Origin of the sequence: Sphingomonas sp. TREG-RG-20F-R18-01 (assembly GCF_022662475.1) — a bacterium.
Classification (GTDB): domain Bacteria; phylum Pseudomonadota; class Alphaproteobacteria; order Sphingomonadales; family Sphingomonadaceae; genus Sphingomonas.
This window is the reverse complement of the sequence record NZ_JAKNQQ010000016.1, coordinates 20667-39433: the sequence shown is the minus strand read 5'-3', so window position 1 is coordinate 39433 and position 18767 is coordinate 20667. Positions and strand designations below refer to the sequence as shown.

General features: G+C 60.2%; 14 protein-coding genes and 1 pseudogene. 10 read left to right on the top strand and 5 right to left on the bottom strand.

Translation table 11 applies throughout. The features are described from left to right. Positions 1–804: prolyl oligopeptidase family serine peptidase (locus L8K25_RS20770; RefSeq protein ID WP_242140927.1), on the top strand; the 804-nt coding region annotated here is incomplete at its 5' end. Between the two features lie 777 nt (positions 805–1581). On the opposite strand, the gene L8K25_RS20765 is transcribed toward L8K25_RS20770, so the two are convergent. Then, entirely contained in the window at positions 1582–2043 is a 462-nt protein-coding gene (locus L8K25_RS20765) for a hypothetical protein (RefSeq protein WP_242140926.1), read from the bottom strand. A 351-nt stretch (positions 2044–2394) separates the two neighbouring features. Here L8K25_RS20765 and L8K25_RS20760 point away from each other — a divergent pair, with 351 nt between their 5' ends. After that, positions 2395–2796, top strand: coding sequence for a hypothetical protein (locus tag L8K25_RS20760; protein ID WP_242140925.1), 402 nt, complete (start codon positions 2395–2397; stop codon positions 2794–2796). A gap of 630 nt (positions 2797–3426) precedes the next feature. Here L8K25_RS20760 and L8K25_RS20755 read toward each other — a convergent pair. Beyond that, positions 3427–4071: a TetR family transcriptional regulator gene (locus tag L8K25_RS20755; RefSeq protein ID WP_242140924.1), complete on the bottom strand. Its 645-nt coding sequence runs from the start codon at positions 4069–4071 to the stop codon at positions 3427–3429. Between the two features lie 158 nt (positions 4072–4229). On the opposite strand from L8K25_RS20755, the gene L8K25_RS20750 reads away from it, so the two are divergent. The 8 genes from L8K25_RS20750 to L8K25_RS20715 all read left to right on the top strand — a co-directional run bounded on the left by L8K25_RS20750 (position 4230) and on the right by L8K25_RS20715 (position 15559). After that, entirely contained in the window at positions 4230–6809 is a 2580-nt protein-coding gene (locus tag L8K25_RS20750; RefSeq protein WP_242140923.1) for a TonB-dependent receptor, read from the top strand. Positions 6810–6835: 26 nt separating this feature from the next. After that, positions 6836–8662 (top strand): NAD(P)/FAD-dependent oxidoreductase, encoded by a 1827-nt coding sequence (locus L8K25_RS20745; RefSeq protein ID WP_242140922.1) that lies wholly within the window; start codon positions 6836–6838, stop codon positions 8660–8662. After that, positions 8659–9456, top strand: a complete 798-nt coding sequence (locus tag L8K25_RS20740; protein ID WP_242140920.1) for an SDR family oxidoreductase — start codon at positions 8659–8661, stop codon at positions 9454–9456. Before L8K25_RS20745 ends, L8K25_RS20740 begins: the two co-directional genes overlap by 4 nt. A gap of 23 nt (positions 9457–9479) precedes the next feature. Then, entirely contained in the window at positions 9480–10943 is a 1464-nt protein-coding gene (locus L8K25_RS20735) for an aldehyde dehydrogenase family protein (RefSeq protein WP_242140918.1), read from the top strand. A 9-nt stretch (positions 10944–10952) separates the two neighbouring features. Then, positions 10953–11342: a hypothetical protein gene (locus L8K25_RS20730; RefSeq protein ID WP_242140917.1), complete on the top strand. Its 390-nt coding sequence runs from the start codon at positions 10953–10955 to the stop codon at positions 11340–11342. After that, positions 11339–12766 carry an MFS transporter gene (locus L8K25_RS20725; protein WP_242140915.1) on the top strand — a complete coding sequence of 476 codons (1428 nt, stop codon included), beginning with the start codon at positions 11339–11341 and terminating at the stop codon, positions 12764–12766. The genes L8K25_RS20730 and L8K25_RS20725 overlap by 4 nt, the downstream gene beginning before the upstream one ends. After that, complete coding sequence (locus tag L8K25_RS20720; RefSeq protein WP_242140914.1) at positions 12763–14412, top strand: AMP-binding protein; 1650 nt, start codon at positions 12763–12765, stop codon at positions 14410–14412. The genes L8K25_RS20725 and L8K25_RS20720 overlap by 4 nt, the downstream gene beginning before the upstream one ends. A gap of 115 nt (positions 14413–14527) precedes the next feature. Next, entirely contained in the window at positions 14528–15559 is a 1032-nt protein-coding gene (locus L8K25_RS20715; protein WP_242140912.1) for a phosphotransferase family protein, read from the top strand. Positions 15560–15583: 24 nt separating this feature from the next. Here L8K25_RS20715 and L8K25_RS20710 read toward each other — a convergent pair. The 3 genes and pseudogenes from L8K25_RS20710 to L8K25_RS20700 all read right to left on the bottom strand — a co-directional run. Next, positions 15584–15829: pseudogene (locus L8K25_RS20710) on the bottom strand (hypothetical protein); the annotation flags it as partial. Between the two features lie 584 nt (positions 15830–16413). Next, positions 16414–17549, bottom strand: a protein-coding gene (locus L8K25_RS20705) for an IS3 family transposase (protein WP_242140911.1) whose coding sequence is annotated in 2 segments (ribosomal slippage) — positions 16414–17280 and positions 17283–17549 — 1134 coding nt in all. Because the reading frame shifts where the segments join, the coding sequence is not laid out codon by codon here. A 34-nt stretch (positions 17550–17583) separates the two neighbouring features. Further along, entirely contained in the window at positions 17584–18738 is a 1155-nt protein-coding gene (locus tag L8K25_RS20700) for an IS4 family transposase (protein WP_242140909.1), read from the bottom strand. Positions 18739–18767: the final 29 nt, after the last annotated feature.

Sequence of the window (18767 nt, the reverse complement as noted above, 5' to 3'; positions counted from 1 at the left end):
GTGGCTCCCAAAGCGGTGGCGTTCGCCGCACCCGACGGAGCGAAAGTGCACGGCCAACTTTTTCTGCCGGCGGACAAGTCTGATACCAAGCGTCCCGCGATCCTGTTCTTTCATGGCGGGCCATCTCGGCAGATGCTCCTCGGCTTTCACTACATGGGTGCCTATAGCTGGATGTACGGCCTGAACGAGTATTTCGCGGCAAAAGGTTTCGTAGTGCTATCAGTCAACTATCGTGGTGGAATTGGCTACGGTCTCAACTACCGCGAAGCGAAGGACTTCGGACCCCGGGGCGGCAGCGAGACGAACGACATTTTTGCGGCCCTCGACTACCTTCGCGCGCGCGGCGACGTCGACCTCGCCCGCGTGGGTATCTGGGGCGGCAGCTACGGTGGCCTGATGACCGCGCTCGGCCTCGCCCGGGCCTCTGACCGGATCGCAGCGGGCGTGGACTACGCAGGCGTGTATGATTGGACCTCCATGCTGGCAACGTTTGGGGCTGCGATTGAAGACCCGACTGAAAGAGCGTTGTCCACGGCCTCCTCACCAGTCGCGACGATCGCCAATTGGCACTCGCCCGTACTCGTGGTCCACGCTGACGACGACCGCAACGTGCCGTTCCAGCAGTCAACCGAACTGGTGCAGGATCTGCGCGCGCATGGAATCGAGCACGAGGAGCTAGTTTTGCCTGACGAGGTTCACGACCTGACCCGCTACGCTTCTTGGCTGAGGCTATTCCACGCGACGGACAACTATCTGTCGCGCCATCTGCTTAAAATGACGAACGCATCCAGCTCCTCAGAATGAAGCTAGCAAATTATTTAGCTCAAGAATAGGGTTGCCATAAGGCGCGTTGGCGACAACTTCTCCGGAAATTTCGATGTTCGCGGCGGTGTCGCTGCCCTTAATGCAGCATCACGCGTCCGAGCGCTCTGCGCAGGACATCGATCCCAGTAAATGTCGCAAAGCCGCGAGATCTGACGAGCATAGTCGTAGCCATCCTCAGCTTCGGGTCATCCACTGCTTTCCTTTTTGTCAGTTGGCATCAGCGCCGCGCCTCGCGCTGCGGCAAGAGAGCAGCGCGGGAGATTCGCGGTGCTTCCGAATGGGAGAAACGTCACACGACCCGTAAAATTTCAACCCACGGCAACTGCCCAGTGTCAGCGCTAGCGGCGTCGATGACACTAGCACTGACCGTAAACGTCGAAGCCAAGGCCGCCGTGATCGATGCACAATATAGCGGTTTGTCCGCCGCGCGGCATTTGCGGAAAGAGGCGCACGCGCGGTGGGGCTGGCGATGGTTCAAATTGGTTTGCGCGGATTGAGTCGAAAGGTCGAGGTTGTAAACGCCAACGTGTGTCTAATGCCCGACACGTTGCCGGGCGAACTCCGCGATGTACTCAGCTCCCACCAGATCGAACCGTCGGACGGCGTTCCATCGCTGCTCTAAGCATGCATGAGGTCAGTGGCATAACGCAGTTTCTCCGTGGCTTCGCCCTCTGTACCGTTCATCGGCGCATATTGGCGATCCGACACTCATCGGATCACCTTGAGGCATGTTTGAAAATCCGTCTCAAACATGCTTCAACGCACGGCTCCACCGGCCGATGATATACTCGTTAAGACAATCCCAGTCAGTCCGGTGATTGACGGAACGCGCGACGATGAACCGATTTCAGATCGAAGGAGCCATGTACGTGCCTCCAATACCGTGTCAAAGGTTTGGAGCACTCGCTCATCGCCGATGAGCCGCCGCAATTGCATCCGCATGAGCGATTGGCCCGCTACCACGGCGATTTGCCGTGCGGCAACGGCGCTCTGGTCGCTCATTGCGCGAAACCCCCCAACGATATCCTGAGATTGTATTTTCGCGTTTTTAATGTCCCATAATGCCAAATGCTGACCCGGAGGACAGCCTATCTGGTTGATCGCCTTCGCAACGTCACGCCGCAATTCCACAAAAACGTTCCAAGTCAAAAAACCGGTCAAGGTCACGGCCATGAGGCGTTGGCGGGGATTGACGTCGATGGTATATACTGCGTTCATAAGGCCCTACGTTACCGGACATTTGTTGAGATTTTTATAAGGGTTGCGGTAACGTTGCAGGGCCGCAAGCCAAAGAGTCGGCCGGTACTCAGCATCACAGCGCGGAGAAGCCAGTTTGCCATCGCCCAACGTCTGTCGACGGCGTTTGATAGCCTTGCTCCGAATCAACAGTCAATTCGCGGATTGAAGCGGCCGAGCGAGATGCAGGAAGTTATTAGATAGTTCGACTACAGAAAATCTCACCGATGCTAACTGACATGTTTTTGGTGGCTTACATTGGCTTGACCGGTTTACGGAACGGTAAGAAGGGCGTTGTACATCCAGCCCTTTAAGCGCGGAGGAGAAAGGGCGATGGAGATTGTGGCGCCTGGATACGTCATCCGAGTCGATGTTGCGCGCAGGCTGGTGACACTTAAGTTGCTTGGTTTTTGGACGGTCGAGACCTTCGATGAATATACTAGGGCTCTGAAGGCCCTGGCTGCAAAGGGGAAGACTGCTGGTCGCTCGCCAGAAGAATACAGTGTTCTGGTTGATTTGCGGGAACACGGTCTGCAGTCCAAGGAGGTGGCGGCCCGCATCGAACAGGGGTTGGCGGCAGGCGCAAATCGTCGACATCCGCACGCGGTCCTAGTTTCGCCATCAGTTCTTCACAAAGCACAGGCTCAACGGATTGGCGCTCACATAGCGCCGAGATTCTTTGCAGACGAGGAAGCAGCGATGAGATGGCTTATGGCGGGCGCCGTGGTCGCTTGACACCTCGCCGTCGATGAAACCAGACGTCCGAAAAGTCAGGAAGCACGATGGGAGGAGGCAGCGTTTGCCTACGGTCTTGGCCTCGACGGATGGAGTGCTGAGACTAAGCGTCAACGTCGAAACCGGCGAATCTCGTGGTCAACGATTTAGTTAGACGGAATCATGGCACATGTGAGAAACCTAGGCTGGGTTTGACAAAAGGGGTTATCCATAACATAAAGCGTTCGCCTTGCAGGCAGCCTCTCCAAACTTGACCGGCCTAAACCGCCGGTCTTTTTTGGGAAGGCGAGGCTATCTGCTTTCTCGCAGAATAGTTCGACTAAAGCCTTTGTACCGGCGAATATAAGACGTAGCAGCGTAGCCGTTGATCGAAGGGAGTTGATTTTCCTCCGGTCGACTTTCCTTTTTGCCCGTCAAAGGCCTCGAGCCCAATCTCTTTGACGAAGGGATAGGTAAGGCCTGATGCAACGAAGCCAATTAATACCCCTGGGCGGTTTTTTTTGTTTGCTTACTGTCCTACTCACCTCAACGGCTTGCGAGAAGGTGTTAACGAGCATCGTGATGCCAGCGCTACGATCTTCAGTTTGCCTGCCACGCCTCCAGGCACGCACGAATGTCGAAAGAACGGCATCACGTATACGGCGCGATCCGGCTTTCGAGGCCATGAAATGCGAAGGCACTGATCGACGCCTGTAACCGCTCGACCGTAAGCCCTTTCACTTGCGGCGTCCATTTTGCCAGCCAGATGATCATGCCCAGCATAAGCTGCACGACAAGTGCTGCCTCGCATTTGACGATCGATCCGTCCGCCATTCCCTCTTCGATAAACGTTTGGAGGCGCGCTCTCATCTCGTCGGCCCACGTCGCCACGCGGTCACGCTGAAAGTCTTCAAGATAGGAATAGTCGCCGAAATACAGTTGCGGACCTTTTTCGACTGAATCCTGCAGCAGGCCATGCAGCAGACGATGGATCTTTTCGATGCCTGTACCTCCGTGCGCATCGCAGGACTCGAGCAGGTGCTCGAACCGCTGTAAGGATCGTACATGGCATTCGTATGCCAAGGCCTGCTTATTCGAAAAGTAATAATATAGCGTGGCGTCACGCAGATCGAGGCTGGCCGCGATCTCGGCCATCGTCGCCAATGCAAAACTTTTTGCATTGATGATCTCAATCGCGGCTCGGATGATCTCATCCTTTTTCTTAATAGATTTCCGTCCGCGTGCCTGCGGCTTGGTGGCAGGCGGCGGCTCACGTTGTGGGGCGGCTGACGTCAACTCTCGATCCTTCTCTCAGCCCAATACCCTTACTCAGCGCGACCGCACCGACAATGGCAATCGCCAATTTTAATTTCTAGCTTGCCCTCGATTTCCTTGGCTGTCATAGAAACACGACGGCAACGTCGAAAACGGCGTGCTTTTTTGGGAGAGTCGGCATGATCCATCTGAGGCTTTTTGGCGTTTCCGTTCTGGCGCTCGTCGTTGCCACGCCAGCGTTGGCGCAAGTTGCGGTGCCGGCGGACTCGCAGTCTCTGAATGCGCGCGACAGTGCGGCGGCAACGAAGGCCAGCCCAGCGCGTGCTACGGACGCTGCACAGTCCAGCGACGACATCGTCGTTACGGCGTCGAAGCGCGAACAGACACTGCAGGACGTGCCGATTTCAGTCGCCGTAACCAGCCAGCAGACCATCGATCGTGCGCAAATTCGCGACCTCGTCGATCTTCAGTCGGTCGTGCCCTCGTTAAAAGTTGCGCAGTTCAACACCGTTGGTCAGACCAACTTCATCATTCGCGGATTCGGCAACGGCAACGGCAACGTCGGGATCGAGGGGTCGGTCGGCGTGTTCATCGACGGCGTCTACCGATCGCGTAGTGCGGCTTCGCTGAATGACCTTCCCGAGGTAGAGCGCATCGAGGTGCTTCGCGGGCCGCAGTCGACATTGTTTGGCAAAAACGTTTCTGTCGGGGCCATCAACATCATCACCAAGCGTCCGCAGTTCGACTTCGGTGGACGGGTCGATCTCACGGTCGGTAACTACGGCCAACTTATTGCTAAGGCGACTGCGACCGGCCCCCTGAGCGATACCATTGCTATCCGGCTATCGGGGTCCGTGGACCAGCGCGACGGTTATGATCACAATGTCGTGACCGGGCACAGCATCAACGACCGCAACCGAGCATCGGCCCGTGTCGACGTTTTATGGAATCCGGTTGATCGGCTTTCTGTTCGGCTGATCGCGGACTACAATGAAATCAACGAGCGCTGCTGCGGCGCTGTCCAGCTTTTTAACGGTCCCGCCACGCAGTTCATCGCGGCGCCACCGCCGTTTGGCCTAGGTGCAAAGGTTAGCGATCCCGCAACGAAATATAGCCGCAATATCGCGTTTGACCGGGATCCGACCAACCACATCGTCGGCAAAGGTGTATCGGGCGAGATTGATTACGATCTAGACTTCGCCAAGGTAACGTCGATCACTGCATACCGCGAACAGCGCAACAACAGCACGGAAGACGTCGACTTCACAGGTGCCGACCTCTCCTACCGCTCAGACCAAACCCGCACAAAGACTTTCACTCAGGAGGTCCGGCTGACCTCAAGCGGCAAGGGTCCGTTCAGCTGGCTGATCGGCGGCTTTTACAATCACGAAAACCTGGACACGAGCAGCCAAATCAGCTTCGGATCGCAGATCCGCCCTTTCGCCGATGCGCTGAGTGGACAGGTTCCGGCTACGTTGATCGGTGCACTTCCGGCCGCGCTTCGCCCTGCTTTGACGGGACGTTCAAACATTTACGCTCTGGAGTTTTTGCAGAGCCTCGTCACACCTTCGATCAAACCGGGCGCCACCTATTTTGGGGCCGGGCAAGGCGTCATTGCGCCGTACACGATCAAGCAGGACTCGTTTTCCTTCTTTGGTCAGGCCGATTACAAACTGTTTGACAGGCTAACTCTTACGGGCGGCATCGCGTATCTCAGCGACCGCAAAGCGTCGACGGCAAACGTGGTGCTAACCGACCAGTTTTCGGCGCTGAACCTGCAAGCAGTTCCACAGTTCACGGCCATAGGACTTCCAGGCAATCTATACGGCCCGCTCGGGGCCTTGCAATTCTTCTACGGCAACGCACCCACTCACGGTCCGGTTAACTATCCGAATGCCAACGAGTCAGGCGTATTGAAGGGGGATAAGGTTACCTATCTCGGTCGCGCGACTTACGACCTCGGGCGGGTCAATTTTTATGCAAGCTACTCGACGGGATGGAAGGCGGGTGCCTTCAATCTCTCGACAGATGCAAGGTCCCCGGACGCGAACGGCGTCGGACGTACCGCTGCTCCTGAAAACGTGCGGCTTTACGAAGTCGGGGCCAAGGCGGTATTCCGCGGCGGATATCTGAACCTTGCGGTGTTTAAGCAGACTATCAAGGGGTTCCAGTCAAACGCCTTTACGGGTACCGGCTATAGTCTCGTTAATGCCGGACAGGAGTCGGTGAAGGGCGTCGAGGTGGAAGCGGCCTATCGCCCGATTTCCTGGCTCTCGCTCACTGGGGCGGGGACGTATCTCGACCCGAAATACGACTCTTTCTTGCGGGCGCCGTGCGTCAGTTTCGACACGGTCCAATGCCCGCTGAACCCAGCGAACGGGCAAATCCCGCCGTTTCGCGATTTGTCCGGACAACGGCCGGCTGGCATTCCCAAATGGAGCACGTCGGTATCGGCTACGATCAACCACGACTTCGGCACAATTAGTGCCTTCCTACGCGGGGAATACGATTATTCCAGCCGAACTCAGCTGATCGACGTCGTGCCCGCTCAATATGGCAGCACGGAAACTAGCAACGTCAACGCGAGCCTTGGCTTCGCGCTACCACCGCAAAAGATCGAGCTGCTGTTCTTTGTGCGCAACCTGACCAAGCACAACACGCTCGTCGGAGCTTTTCCGACCGTTGCGCAGAGCGGAAGCTACACTGGGTTTACAAATGATCCACGGACGTACGGCGCGACTCTGACGAAGCGCTTCTAAGAATGACGAGAACGACGAGGAACATCATGACGGATCTGCCCGCCACGACCGCTGCGCTCGATATTGATAAGACGCGCGCACGTTACCAGGCCGAACGCGATAAGCGCTCGGTAAGTGACGCAGGGCAGCGCCAATACCGGGATGTTGAGCAGGGATTCGCGCATATGCTCGACGACCCGTACGGTTCTGCCCCGCCGCGTGAGCCGCTGACCGACGAGGTCGACGTGCTGGTGGTCGGTGCGGGATTTGGCGGCATGATGGTTGCGGCGCGGTTGCGCGACGCGGGCGTAGCGAAGGTCCGCATCGTAGACGTCGCAAGCGATGTCGGCGGGACCTGGTACTGGAACCGCTATCCTGGTGCCGCTTGCGACGTGGAGTCGTACATCTACTTTCCGCTGCTGGAAGAGACCGGTTACATGCCAGTCGAACGCTATTCCAAGGCGGCTGAGATCCGTGCACACACGAAACGCATCGCCGAACATTACGACCTCTACCGCGACGCGCTCTTCTCGACGCAGGTGAAGGCGCTCGACTGGGACGGCGGCACCGCCAGGTGGACCGTCCACACGGACCGCGGTGACGTTATGGCGGCGCGGTTCGTTGTTCTAACCACTGGACCGCTCAACCGGCCGAAGCTGCCGGAAATTCCTAGGATCGACGAGTTTGCAGGACACAGTTTCCATACCAGCCGTTGGGACTACGCATACACCGGCGGCAGCGCGACCGAGCCGCTTATTGGCCTCGGGGATAAACGCGTCGGGTTAATCGGCACCGGCGCCACCTCGGTCCAATGCGTTCCCCCGCTCGCTGCTTCCGCAAAGCATTTGACCGTCTTCCAACGCACGCCCTCGTCAGTCGACGCGCGAGACAACAGCCCGACCGATCCTGCATGGGTCGCAAGCCTCCAACCGGGATGGCAACAGCAGCGCATGGAGAATTTCACGGCGCAGTTCACCGCTGCGTTGCCGCCGCACGACGAAGTTGCCGACGGATGGACAGTGCTAGCCCGCGCGGTTCGTGAGAAGCTCGCCGATAATCCGAACGGCTTCGACCCAGGCACGCTCTTGGAGCAGGCCGATTTCGAGAAGATGGCCCAGATTCGAGAGCGCATCGGCAGCATCGTCAAGGATCCGGTTACCGCCGACGCATTGAAGCCGTGGTTCAGCCTGTATTGCAAGCGACCCTGCTTCTCAGACCTCTATCTACAGGCATTCAACCGCCCGAACGTGTCGCTCGTCGAGACGGCGGGCTACGGGATCGACCGCATCACGCTTGGCGGCGTCGTCGTCGGCGACGTGGAATATCCACTCGACTGCCTAATTTTCGCCACGGGGTTCGAGACGTCGACAAGTTACGAGAAGCGGTCGAGCATGACGATCAGGGGCGTTAGCGGCCAGTCGCTCAGTGAAAAATGGGCCAACGGCATGTCGACGCTTCACGGGATGCATACCCGCGGCTTTCCGAATTTGTTTGTGATCGGGCCGGCGCAGGCGGGCATGTCGCCCAATTTCCCGCACATGCTGAGCGAACAGTCGCTGCACATCGCGCACATCGTCGCCGACTGTGCTGCAAAGGGCATTGGGGCGATCGAGCCGACCGAGGAAGCCGAGGGCAACTGGGTGGAGACAATCGTTCGGATGGCCGAAGGGCGTCGCAAATTCATCGAAGCGTGCACACCGGGATATTACAACAACGAGGGCAGGGCTACTGGCGCTGCAGCGCGCGGCTCGCCATTCGCAGCCGGTCCAATCGAGTTCGTCAGGTTGCTCCGCTCTTGGCGCGAGGTGGGCGACTTCGCCGGCATGGAGCTCGATGGCGAGCATGCCCGTGGGACCAAGGAAACAGCATCATGACCAGTTCGAACGGCCGCAAGTCCATCTTCATTACCGGGGCGGCGTCTGGGATGGGTAGAGCTACAGCTTTATTATTCGCAGAAAAAGGTTGGTTCGTCGGTGCGTACGACGTCAATCAGGCGGGGCTAGAGACGCTGCAAGAAGAGGTTGGTGATGCCAACGGGTTGTTCGAGATCCTCGACGTTACGGACGCCTTGGCATGGAAGTCGGCGATGGACCTGTTCGCGATTGCGACCGGCGGCGCCCTGGATTTGCTGTTTAATAACGCCGGTATTGGCGCCAGCGGCCTGCTTGATGAGCAGCCGTGGGACGACGTGATGCGGATCGTTAACATCAATTTTATCGGCGTGATGCTCGGCGTGCGCACGGGCGTTCCGTTGCTGAAGAACACACCGGGTTCGCTCTGTCTTATTACCTCGTCGTCGTCGGCGATCTTCGGCACGGCCGGCATCCCGGTCTACTCGGCGACCAAGCACGCCGTGAGAGGCCTCACCGAGGCGCTGTCGATCGAGCTGAAGCGCTACGGCGTTCGTGCCGCCGACCTGCTGCCCGGTCTGATCGACACCCCTTTGCTATCCGACGGGATGCGGCAGATGGCTCCAAGCGAGGGGATGTGGCGACTGGTCAAGCCGCGCGAAGTCGCCGAAACCGTATGGGAGGCCTACGGCGCTAACCGCGTCCACTGGTACATCCCTGAGGAACTGCGCGAGTTCCATCTGCAAGTCGTCGCTGAACCGGAAAAGGTTCGGGAGGAGCGGACAGCGCTACTCGCCGCGATGACCGCAGCCGGCTGATCGATCAGGAGCAAGGACCAACCATGTCGATACTTGAGACCCCCGCCACGAGCGTGCCGACAGGCACTGACGACGCCGGAGCGATCGCAGCCCTTCAAACGGCCTTTGCCGCGCAGCGCGCGGCATTCGCCAAAGACCGCCGTCCGTCGATCGAAGCGCGCAGGGAGCGTCTCGGCGCGCTGATCGGTATGATGCTCGCCAATCGAGAGCGCATCTCTGCGGCGATCGCGCAGGATTTTGGCGCCCATCCGGTGCCGGCCTCCGACCTCATAGAGGTGCTGGGTGTCGTGGGCCGCGCGCAGCACGTCCTCGAACATCTCGAAGAGTGGATGGCGGCCAGCGCGCGTCACACCGATCCGGCAATGCTAGGGACGGCCACGGCCTACATCGAATACCAGCCCAAGGGCGTCATCGGGAACATCGTTCCCTGGAACTTCCCATTCGATCTATCAGTGGGCCCGATGGTCGACATGCTGGCTGCTGGCAACCGGGTGATCGTCAAGCCATCAGAGTACACACCGGCGTGCGCGGATTTGCTTGCAGAAATGGTGGCTGCAACGTTCGATCCGGATTTGGTTACCGTCGCTGTCGGCGGCCTCGAACTCGCGCGCGCCTTCTCCTCAATGCCATGGGACCATTTGCTCTATACTGGCAGTCCAGCTGTCGGTCGACAGGTGATGCAGGCAGCGGCTGCCAACCTGACGCCCGTCACGCTTGAACTGGGTGGCAAATGCCCCGCCATCATGACGCCAGGTTCCGTTACCGAAACGAACGTTGAATCGGTCATCGGTACGAAGATCATCAAGAGCGGGCAGATGTGCGTTTCGGTCGATTACGCGCTGGTGCCAAGAGCGGACCTCGACACTTTCGTCGCGCACGCCAAGAGCTTCATGGCTCGGGCAGCGCCCAACTATTCGCGCGGTGAGGAATGCACCGGCATGATCTCGCCGCGGCACCTGCAGCGTATCGAGGACATGTTGGACGAGGCACGCGCCTCCCAGTGTCGCATCGTGACGCTCGAGGAAGACGGCCAGATTGACCTCGAGACGCGGCGTATGCCGATGTCGTTAGCGATCGATCCATCGCAGGATCTGCGGATCATGCAGGAGGAGATCTTCGGTCCGATCCTGCCGGTCGTACCGTATGACGATCTGGATGACGCGCTTGGGGCGATCAACGCCGGCGAGCGGCCGCTTGGGCTGTACGTTTTCGGGGATGACGCGGTACTGACCAACCATGTCCTTGCGTCGACGCATTCCGGCGGGGCGGCGGTGAACACATGCGCGATCCAAAGCGCGCTTCCATCGATGGGGTTTGGCGGCTCGGGGATGAGCGGGATGGGCCGGCACCACGGTATCGAAGGGTTTCGCGAGTTCTCCAACCCGCGCGGCGTCGTCGTACGCGGCGAAGGGGATCTGATCGATGTCTTCTACGCGCCGTATGCAAAGGCGGCTGGATTGGTACAGGCCGTCCTTGCCGGTTCGTGAGGCGAACGCATGCACGCTGAGCATTTCGATATTACGACCGATGCAAGTCGAAGTCTGTTGCACGTGACGATGCGCGGCCATTGGATGACCGAAACGGTCGATCGCTACGAACAGGCGGTTGGCGTCGCGGTGGCGGGCATATTGTCCGCGGGCTGCCAGCGCGGCAGCCTTCTTGCACTCGTGGACGCCCGTGAGCTGAACGCGCAGTCGCAGAATGTCGTCGCCGAATTTAAAGCCCGCATGCACCACGGCGGACTGCTTCCACGCCGGCTTGCAACAGTGCTCTCAAGCACGCTGTTTAAACGACAGGTAGAACGCATCGCGATTCCTAACCAGTGCCTCTTCGTCGGCGACTCCGACGCTTTGAGCTGGCTCCTGAGCGAAGAGGCCGAAACATGACGCCTACCATCGAGCCTCCCGTACGCGGGCTGGGAAGAGCTGCGTGGTTCTGGGCATTGTTCCAGGGTGGCCGAGACCCATACATCATTCTCGTCACCATCTACGTCTTTGTGCCGTACATAGTGACGAGCGTGGTCGCCGATCCGGTGCATGGTCAGGCGCTTGTCGCAGGCGGCGCGAAATATGCCGGTTGGATCGTCGCGCTGACGGCACCGCTCCTTGGCGCGGTGGTAGACCGGATGGGGCCGCGTAAGCCTTGGCTTGGCGCTACGGTTGCTTTGATGGTCCCGCTGATGGCGGCACTGTGGTGGGCCCTTCCCGGGGGTGCCGGACTCGGCGTCGGCACAATTATCGCGGTGCTCGCCGCACTATCTGTGTTGTTCGCTTATACCGAGACGCTCCACAACGCGCTGCTATTGCCGGCAGCGGGGATGGGGAAGGCTGGCGCTGCTTCCGGTCTGGCATTGGCGTTCGGCAACTTCGTATCTGTTGCTATGCTGGCGTTCGTTTTATGGGGGTTTGCGCTACCTGGTAAGGTAACCTGGGGGTTCGTGCCGACAGCGCCGTTGTTTGGACTGGACGTCGCCAGCCATCAGCAGGACCGGATCGTGCCTGTATTGGCCGCAATCGCGCTGGCCTTGGGTACGCTTCCGCTCCTAGTCTTCGTGCCAGACGTCGAGAAAACCGGCATTCGCATCGGTGCAGCAACCCGGCTCGCGATTGCCGATCTGAAGGCGCTTGTGCTCGAAGCGCGAGGGCATCGCGAGGCGCTCGTTTATCTTGGGGCCAGAATGCTCTTCACCGACGGGCTAACTGGCATTCTGATTTTTACCGGCGTCTATGCAGCCGGCATCATGGGATGGCAGACGCTCGAGCTGCTCGCCTACGGCATGATCCTTTGCGTGTTCGCAGTCGGGGGAGGCCTGCTTGCCGGTTGGCTCGATCAGCGCATCGGCCCCAAGCGCGCCCTGACGCTGGAGATCTGCGGCGTGGTAGCATCGCAGCTGCTCTCACTCGGCAACACGAAGGCGCTTCTGTTCTATCAGCCGTTCGATATCGCAACGCATGCTCCAATCTGGGGTGAACCGATGTTTCGGACCGCGCCCGAACTTGGTTTGCTCGCGTGTGGCATGCTCGGCGCGGTCACGGTAACGGCTGCCTACGCTTCGAGCCGCACAATGCTTACGCGTGTCGTGCCCGCCCATAAGGTCGGCATCTTTTTCGGACTGTTTGTCATCGCAGGGACCGCGACGATGTGGCTCGGGCCGCTGCTGGTTCAACTCGCTACCGCAGCGACGGGATCGCAGCGCGCCGGACTGCTGCCGATCTCAGGTCTGCTGGTTGCCGGATTGATCGTTTTGCAGTTGGTGCGTGGTGGCTACCGTATGCATGAGCCACAGCGCGTTGAGGGTCGGACAGCATGACCGATCCTATCCTATCTCGCTCCTGGGAGACCCTGTATCCCGCGCATCTGCGGGGTTACCAGCTGGACGTCACGACGAGTGTCGATCACCCTGCTGATCTGCTCACTCGTGCGGCGGAGCGCTTCGGCGCACTTCCCGCCTTCACGGTCGCACATCCCGATGGGACGACCGAAAGCCTGACTTTTGTCGACGCCGTCCGACTTTCCGACGCCTTTGCTAGTTTTCTTGAGACAGATCTTAACATGTCGGTCGGCGACGTGCTTGCGGTCAAGCTTCCCAATGGCCTGGCGTTTCCAATCGTCATTTTCGGCGCTTGGAAGGCCGGGTTGATCGTCACTCCGGTTAACCCGTTTTACACAGATGTCGAGACGAGCTACCAGCTTCGCGACAGCGGCGCCAGGGTGATTGTGACGGAAGGCGCCATGGCCGATCAACTGGGGGGTGATCTGCTCGGAATGGTAGTCGTCACAGTTGGTGCCGCTATATTGCTGGATCGAAATGCTACGCCTTCCCGGCGTGACGATGCGGCCAATGCCTCAGACGGCGCGCAAAACCGATGGACATTGAACGCGGCTCTAGCGTCTACCGATATTCCATCTGGGCGGCGAAGCACCGTTGCGCTCTACCAATACACCGGAGGCACGACCGGCCGCAGCAAGGGCGCGGTGATTACTGCCGCGAACCTCCTTGCGGCGGCCGCGATCGTACGCGACTTCTTTGGAGGATTTGGCTCGCCGATCGAGCGAGGCACCGCCTTGACCGCACTCCCTTTCTACCACATCTTCGCCTTCCTGTTTGGCATGCTGGTCTATGTCGAAGCTGGCACACAAAATGTGATCGTGCCGCTTGCGCGTCCGGTGTCGAACCTCCGACCGGCTTTCGAGAAGTTCAATATTGATTGGATGGCGGGCGTGGACACGCTCTATGCCGGCCTGCTGGCAGAACCCTGGTTTCGGGAAACGCCTCCGCGCTTGCGCTTCGCGATCGCTGGTGGCGCTGCGCTTCGACAATCCGTTGCGACTGACTGGGAACAGCTCGTCGGGCCCGTACTCGAAGGCTACGGCCTTACCGAGACGACCGGCATCATCAGCTGCAATCCCCCGACGGCCGCGCACCGCAGCGGATCGGTTGGCCTACCCGTTCCGGGAACGGACATTCGGATCGTCGACAAGCAGGGGCGCGATGTGCCGATCGGCGAGTCCGGGGAATTGCTCGTCCGCGGGCCGCAGGTCGCGTCAGCCTATCTTGGTGGGGAGGCCGAGATGTCGAAGAGCTTTGACGGCGGATGGTTGCGCACTGGCGACGTCGCCGCGTTCGAGGCATCCGGTATGATCGTAATCCGGGACCGCACCAAAGACATGGTGCTTGTGTCGGGATTCAACGTTTATCCAAACGAGGTCGAGGCGGTGTTGACCAGCCACCCCGGCGTAGCGGAGGCAGCGGTGATCGGCGTGCCAGATGACCGTACCGGAGAATCCGTGAAAGCCTTTGTCGTCCTGCGCAACCCTCCTCCTTCTGTCGGTGAGCTCGATCGGCATTGTCGTGCCTCGCTTGCAGCCTACAAAATACCTCGAGAATTTGTGACGCGCGCTGAACTTCCGAAATCGGCGGTGGGCAAAATTTTGCGCGCGGCGCTCCGCGGGTGACATCGGGAATTGGCAAACTAAGCCGCTTCAACGCCCTGGGCGAGGGGCGTCACCGCGCCATCGCTGACGCCCAATTCGGGCGAGATGCGGTTCAGGTCGCGATGCACTTGAAGCGATGATTGCCGGCGCTGTCGATCTAGATGAAATCGTCCTGTTGCGCTGGCTGGAAGCGAACGCCGAAGGGTTCGCCGGACCGATCGACGTCTCGAAATTTCCCGGCGGTCAATCCAATCCGACATACCGGATCGATGCGGCCAGTGGCGCGTACGTCGTGCGCCGTAAGCCGGTTGGGACGCTTCTACGGTCCGCCCACGCCGTAGATCGCGAATATCGGCTCATCTCGGCGCTACATCCCACCGGCTTTCCTGTGCCCCGTCCGTTCGCACTATGCGAGGACACAGCGGTGATCGGATCGATCTTTTACGTCATGGAGATGGTGGCAGGCCGCACCTTCTGGAATGCGGCACTCCCGGAGGCCGCACCGGCCGAGCGGCGACCGATCTATGAAGCGATGCTCAATACGTTGGCAAAGCTGCACGCGATTGATCCGGTCGCGATCGGTCTCGGTGATTTCGGGCGCCCAGGCAATTATTTCGCACGGCAGATCGATCGTTGGACGAAGCAGTATCGCGCGGCGCAAACCGACGATATCCCGGCGATCGAACGGCTGATTGAGTGGTTACCCCGTACCGTACCTGCGCAGGGACGGACATCGATTATCCATGGCGACTACCGTATCGACAATCTAATTTATGCGCCCGACGGACCGCAGGTCGCTGCGGTCCTCGACTGGGAGCTAGCGACGATCGGCGACCCACTTGCAGACTTCGCTTATTTCGCGATGAACTGGGCAATGCCGGCGGATGGCGGACCAGGACTTTCGGGTCTCGATCTCGCATCGCTCGATCTGCCGACTATGGAGGAGACAGTTGAACTCTACTGCGCGGACACCGGTCGGACCGGGTTGCCCGATCTGCACTGGTATTTCGCCTATAATCAGTTTCGATTGGTAAGCATCATCCAAGGGATAAAGAAGCGTCTTCTCGAAGGAAATGCCTCGAGTGCTAAGGCAGAAGCGACCGCCACGCGATTGATCCCGATTACAGAGAGCGCGTGGAGGCACGCTCGCCTTGCCGGGGCGCGATAGCATGGGCAATAAGCTGTCCCGTCTTCAAGCGTTGAGCAAGCGTTCGCTTGAAACCCGGAGCCGCTCAGAGCCCGACTCATATTCGAGCTTGGCGATACGGCGCGTCATCCGCCTGATTGATGAGACAATCATCGAAGCTTCTGACGATGCGATAAAGACTTTCCCGTCCTCGGCGAGGCGACGACACCGGTTGAGCCACGCCAGGGTGCCTTCGACAACCCGGCGCCGGGGCAGAATGACAAAGCGTCCCCGTTTGGGCCGTCTGATGATCGATCGTCAGCCGATTAATAAACCGCCCCGGGTCTGCTGGAGGCCGGCAAGCGCCGCCGCCGCTCTCAAAGCCGCCGGCACCTAGCTGCAGGCAGCTGTCGCGAGACCATGAACCTGCTTGTCACTTCCGCCGTGGAGCAGCGCGTCCGCTCCGATGAAACCGCCGCCTGAAAGCACACCTTAGATGACGCGGCGTAAGCGTGGCCTGACGCTTTCGATTACCCACCAGTCGGATTGGCGAGTGACGCGCCGAGTTTGATATCCATGAGGCGGGACCATCCGCGCCACATGACGGTGTTGCCGGGTGGTGGATCGGTGGATCGCGGGCGCGGGCGAAATAGCCGCCGAGGCGGGCGATCTGCGTCAGGTAAGTGAAAAGGGACGCCGCTGCGTCGCTGGCGGGGCGGACCGGATGGAAACGATCCAGTAGCGCGATCTCGTCATCGTCGAGGGCCAGGCGGGGAGAAGCCTCGGGCGCTGCGCGATTGATCATCGTCATCCGGAACAGCCGCCACGAGAGGATAGAGGTGACTCGGTTTATCTGAACAGCTCGGCGCGATTGCTAAGTGGAGCGTCCGCCGGTTTCATGCCGCTGCGAGAAGCGGCTGGTTGAAGTAGACGTGATCGGGCGTCCTGCGGTCAAGCGATGAGTGCGGGCGTCGTCCGTTGTAGAATGCCAGATAGCGGCCGATCGAGGTGCGGGCCTCGCTGACCGAGCCATAGGCCCGCAGGTAGACCTCCTCGTATTTCACGGAGCGCCACGGGCGCTCGACGAACACGTTGTCGCGCCAGGCGCCGCGGCCGTCCATGCTGATCGCGAATTTCTCACGTTGCAGGACGGCGGTGAAAGCCATGCTGGTAAATTGGCTGCCCTGATCGGTGTTGAAGATCTCCGGCGCCCCGAAGCGCGTCAGCGCTTCCTCCAAAGCCTCGATACAGAAATCGGTCTCCAGCGTGATCGACAGTCGCCAGCTGAGCACCCGCCGGCTGAACCAGTCGACGATCGCGATCAGATAGACGAAGCCGCGTGCCATCGGGATGTAGGTTATGTCGGTCGCCCACACCTGGTTGGGCCGCGTCACCGCGAGCTTGCGCAGCAGATAGGGATAGATCTTGTGCCCCGGCGCCGGCTTCGAGGTGTTCGGCCGTCGGTAGATCGCCTCGATCGCCATCTTCTTCATCAGCGTGGAGACGTGCAGCCGGCCGACCTTGATGCCTTCGGCGGCAAGCAGATCGCGCAACATCCGGCTGCCCGCGAACGGGAAATCCATGTGCAACGCGTCGATCCGCCGCATGATCGCAAGGTCAGCAGCCGAGGTCGGCCTGGGCAGATAATAGACGCTCCCGCGGCTGATCCCCAACTCTTGCGCCTGCCGTGTCACCGGCAAAGCGTGCGAACGGTCGATCATCGTTTTGCCCTCGGCAACAGTCCCGCCTTGCCGAGCGCCCCGGACAAAAAATCGTTCACCAGCGTCAGCTCGCCGATCTTGACGTGCAACGTCTTCACGTCGATCGCCGGCTCGGCCGGCTCGCTATGACCCTCCGCTCCGAAGACCCCCGCACCGCCTTCCGGCAGTTGGCCGCGCCACGTCGTGACCTGGTTCGGGTGAACGTCGAACTGCTGCGCCAACTCGGCCAGCGTCTTCTCGCCCTTCACGGCAGCCAGGGCCACCTTCGCCTTGAAGGCCGGACTATGGTTCCGGCGTGTTCGCTTCGTCATCTGATCTCCTGTTCGGCAGCCATGCCGGCCGCCTTCAGGCAGAAACTCCACTTAGCAGCCTGTCCAGATTTGCCGAGCCGCCTCTGATGCAGAACAGGGCGATGAGGTTGACCAGGCGCTCGGCGGTGCGCAGGGCATCTTCGGCCCGGCAGCCGGATTTGAGGATCTTGTGGAACACCTCGATCTTCCAGCGCATCCCGTACCATTGGAGCATCCGCACCGCATCGGCGGCCGAGGCGACGGGAAGATCGGTGATGAGCTTCCAATCGATCGCCGGCCGCCCCTCTGGCGCTCCTTCCTCGTGCGCATGGATGACGGTTAAGTCGAGGGCGGGATAGCGCTTCTGCTTGCCAGTCGGTGGAAGGACGTGGACGCGCCTGTATCGCAACGCGACCTTGGCGATTGCCCCTTCGCCGATCTCGACGAGATGATGTCCGGCCACGGCGACCTCTGCCATCTCGGTGCCGACGGTATGCCCGCCGTCACCGGCAAGCCGGTCGACGCAGGTCCGCACGAGGAAATGGGTGCCGGCTTCTTGCGCGGCGCAGAAGAACTCGTAGATGTCGTTCTCGCGATCACCGATATGAACGAGCCGGTCCGGGTCGCCGAGCAGCGTCGTCGCAGCCTGCACGTTCGCCAGCCAGCGCATGCTGTCCTTGCCTTCGATTGGCACGCGCGTTGGGTCGACGTGACGCTTCAGCGCAGCGGTTCCCTTGAACCTGGCGCGCGACCAGAAGCGGATGGCCGCCAGCCCGAGCAGCAGCCCCTCGGGCGTGATCGCGAGGCTGCCGTGCATCAGCAGGCCGCACACCGTGTGCAACCGGAAGCGCCCATCCTCGCCACGCCGGCTCGGCGAGTAACCGATCGCGCCGATCGCCTCGGGCCGGTTGCGTCGGAAGCTGAACTCTGTCGTATCCTGCAAGACCAGCACCGGCCCCTCCACGGCGGCGACCCGAGAGGCGGTCGCCCGGAAATGCCCGTCGAGGATCTCGCGCTCGCTGACATCGGGGTTCGATAGAAACCGGTATGCCGCCTTCGTGTTTGCCCAGTCCTGGCACGCCATCGGGATCGGCAAACCCACCGCGCCCGCCAACTGCGTCATCAGCGTTCGGAGCCGCTGACCGAGACGAACGTCGCGAAATCGCGACCCGGCCAGTTCCTCGTCGACCCAGCACTCCCCGCCTGTCATTCCGGACCTCGCTATAGCGACCTGGTGCG

Bases quoted from the DNA above. Each gene is read 5' to 3' on its own strand.
- L8K25_RS20765 (WP_242140926.1), bottom strand. From the start codon at position 2,043: ATGAACGCAGTATATACCATCGACGTCAATCCCCGCCAACGCCTCATG.
- L8K25_RS20730 (WP_242140917.1), top strand. From the start codon at position 10,953: ATGCACGCTGAGCATTTCGATATTACGACCGATGCAAGTCGAAGTCTG.
- L8K25_RS20725 (WP_242140915.1), top strand. From the start codon at position 11,339: ATGACGCCTACCATCGAGCCTCCCGTACGCGGGCTGGGAAGAGCTGCG.
- L8K25_RS20720 (WP_242140914.1), top strand. From the start codon at position 12,763: ATGACCGATCCTATCCTATCTCGCTCCTGGGAGACCCTGTATCCCGCG.
- L8K25_RS20750 (WP_242140923.1), top strand. From the start codon at position 4,230: ATGATCCATCTGAGGCTTTTTGGCGTTTCCGTTCTGGCGCTCGTCGTT.
- L8K25_RS20740 (WP_242140920.1), top strand. From the start codon at position 8,659: ATGACCAGTTCGAACGGCCGCAAGTCCATCTTCATTACCGGGGCGGCG.
- L8K25_RS20745 (WP_242140922.1), top strand. From the start codon at position 6,836: ATGACGGATCTGCCCGCCACGACCGCTGCGCTCGATATTGATAAGACG.
- L8K25_RS20715 (WP_242140912.1), top strand. From the start codon at position 14,528: ATGATTGCCGGCGCTGTCGATCTAGATGAAATCGTCCTGTTGCGCTGG.
- L8K25_RS20760 (WP_242140925.1), top strand. From the start codon at position 2,395: ATGGAGATTGTGGCGCCTGGATACGTCATCCGAGTCGATGTTGCGCGC.
- L8K25_RS20700 (WP_242140909.1), bottom strand. From the start codon at position 18,738: ATGACAGGCGGGGAGTGCTGGGTCGACGAGGAACTGGCCGGGTCGCGA.
- L8K25_RS20735 (WP_242140918.1), top strand. From the start codon at position 9,480: ATGTCGATACTTGAGACCCCCGCCACGAGCGTGCCGACAGGCACTGAC.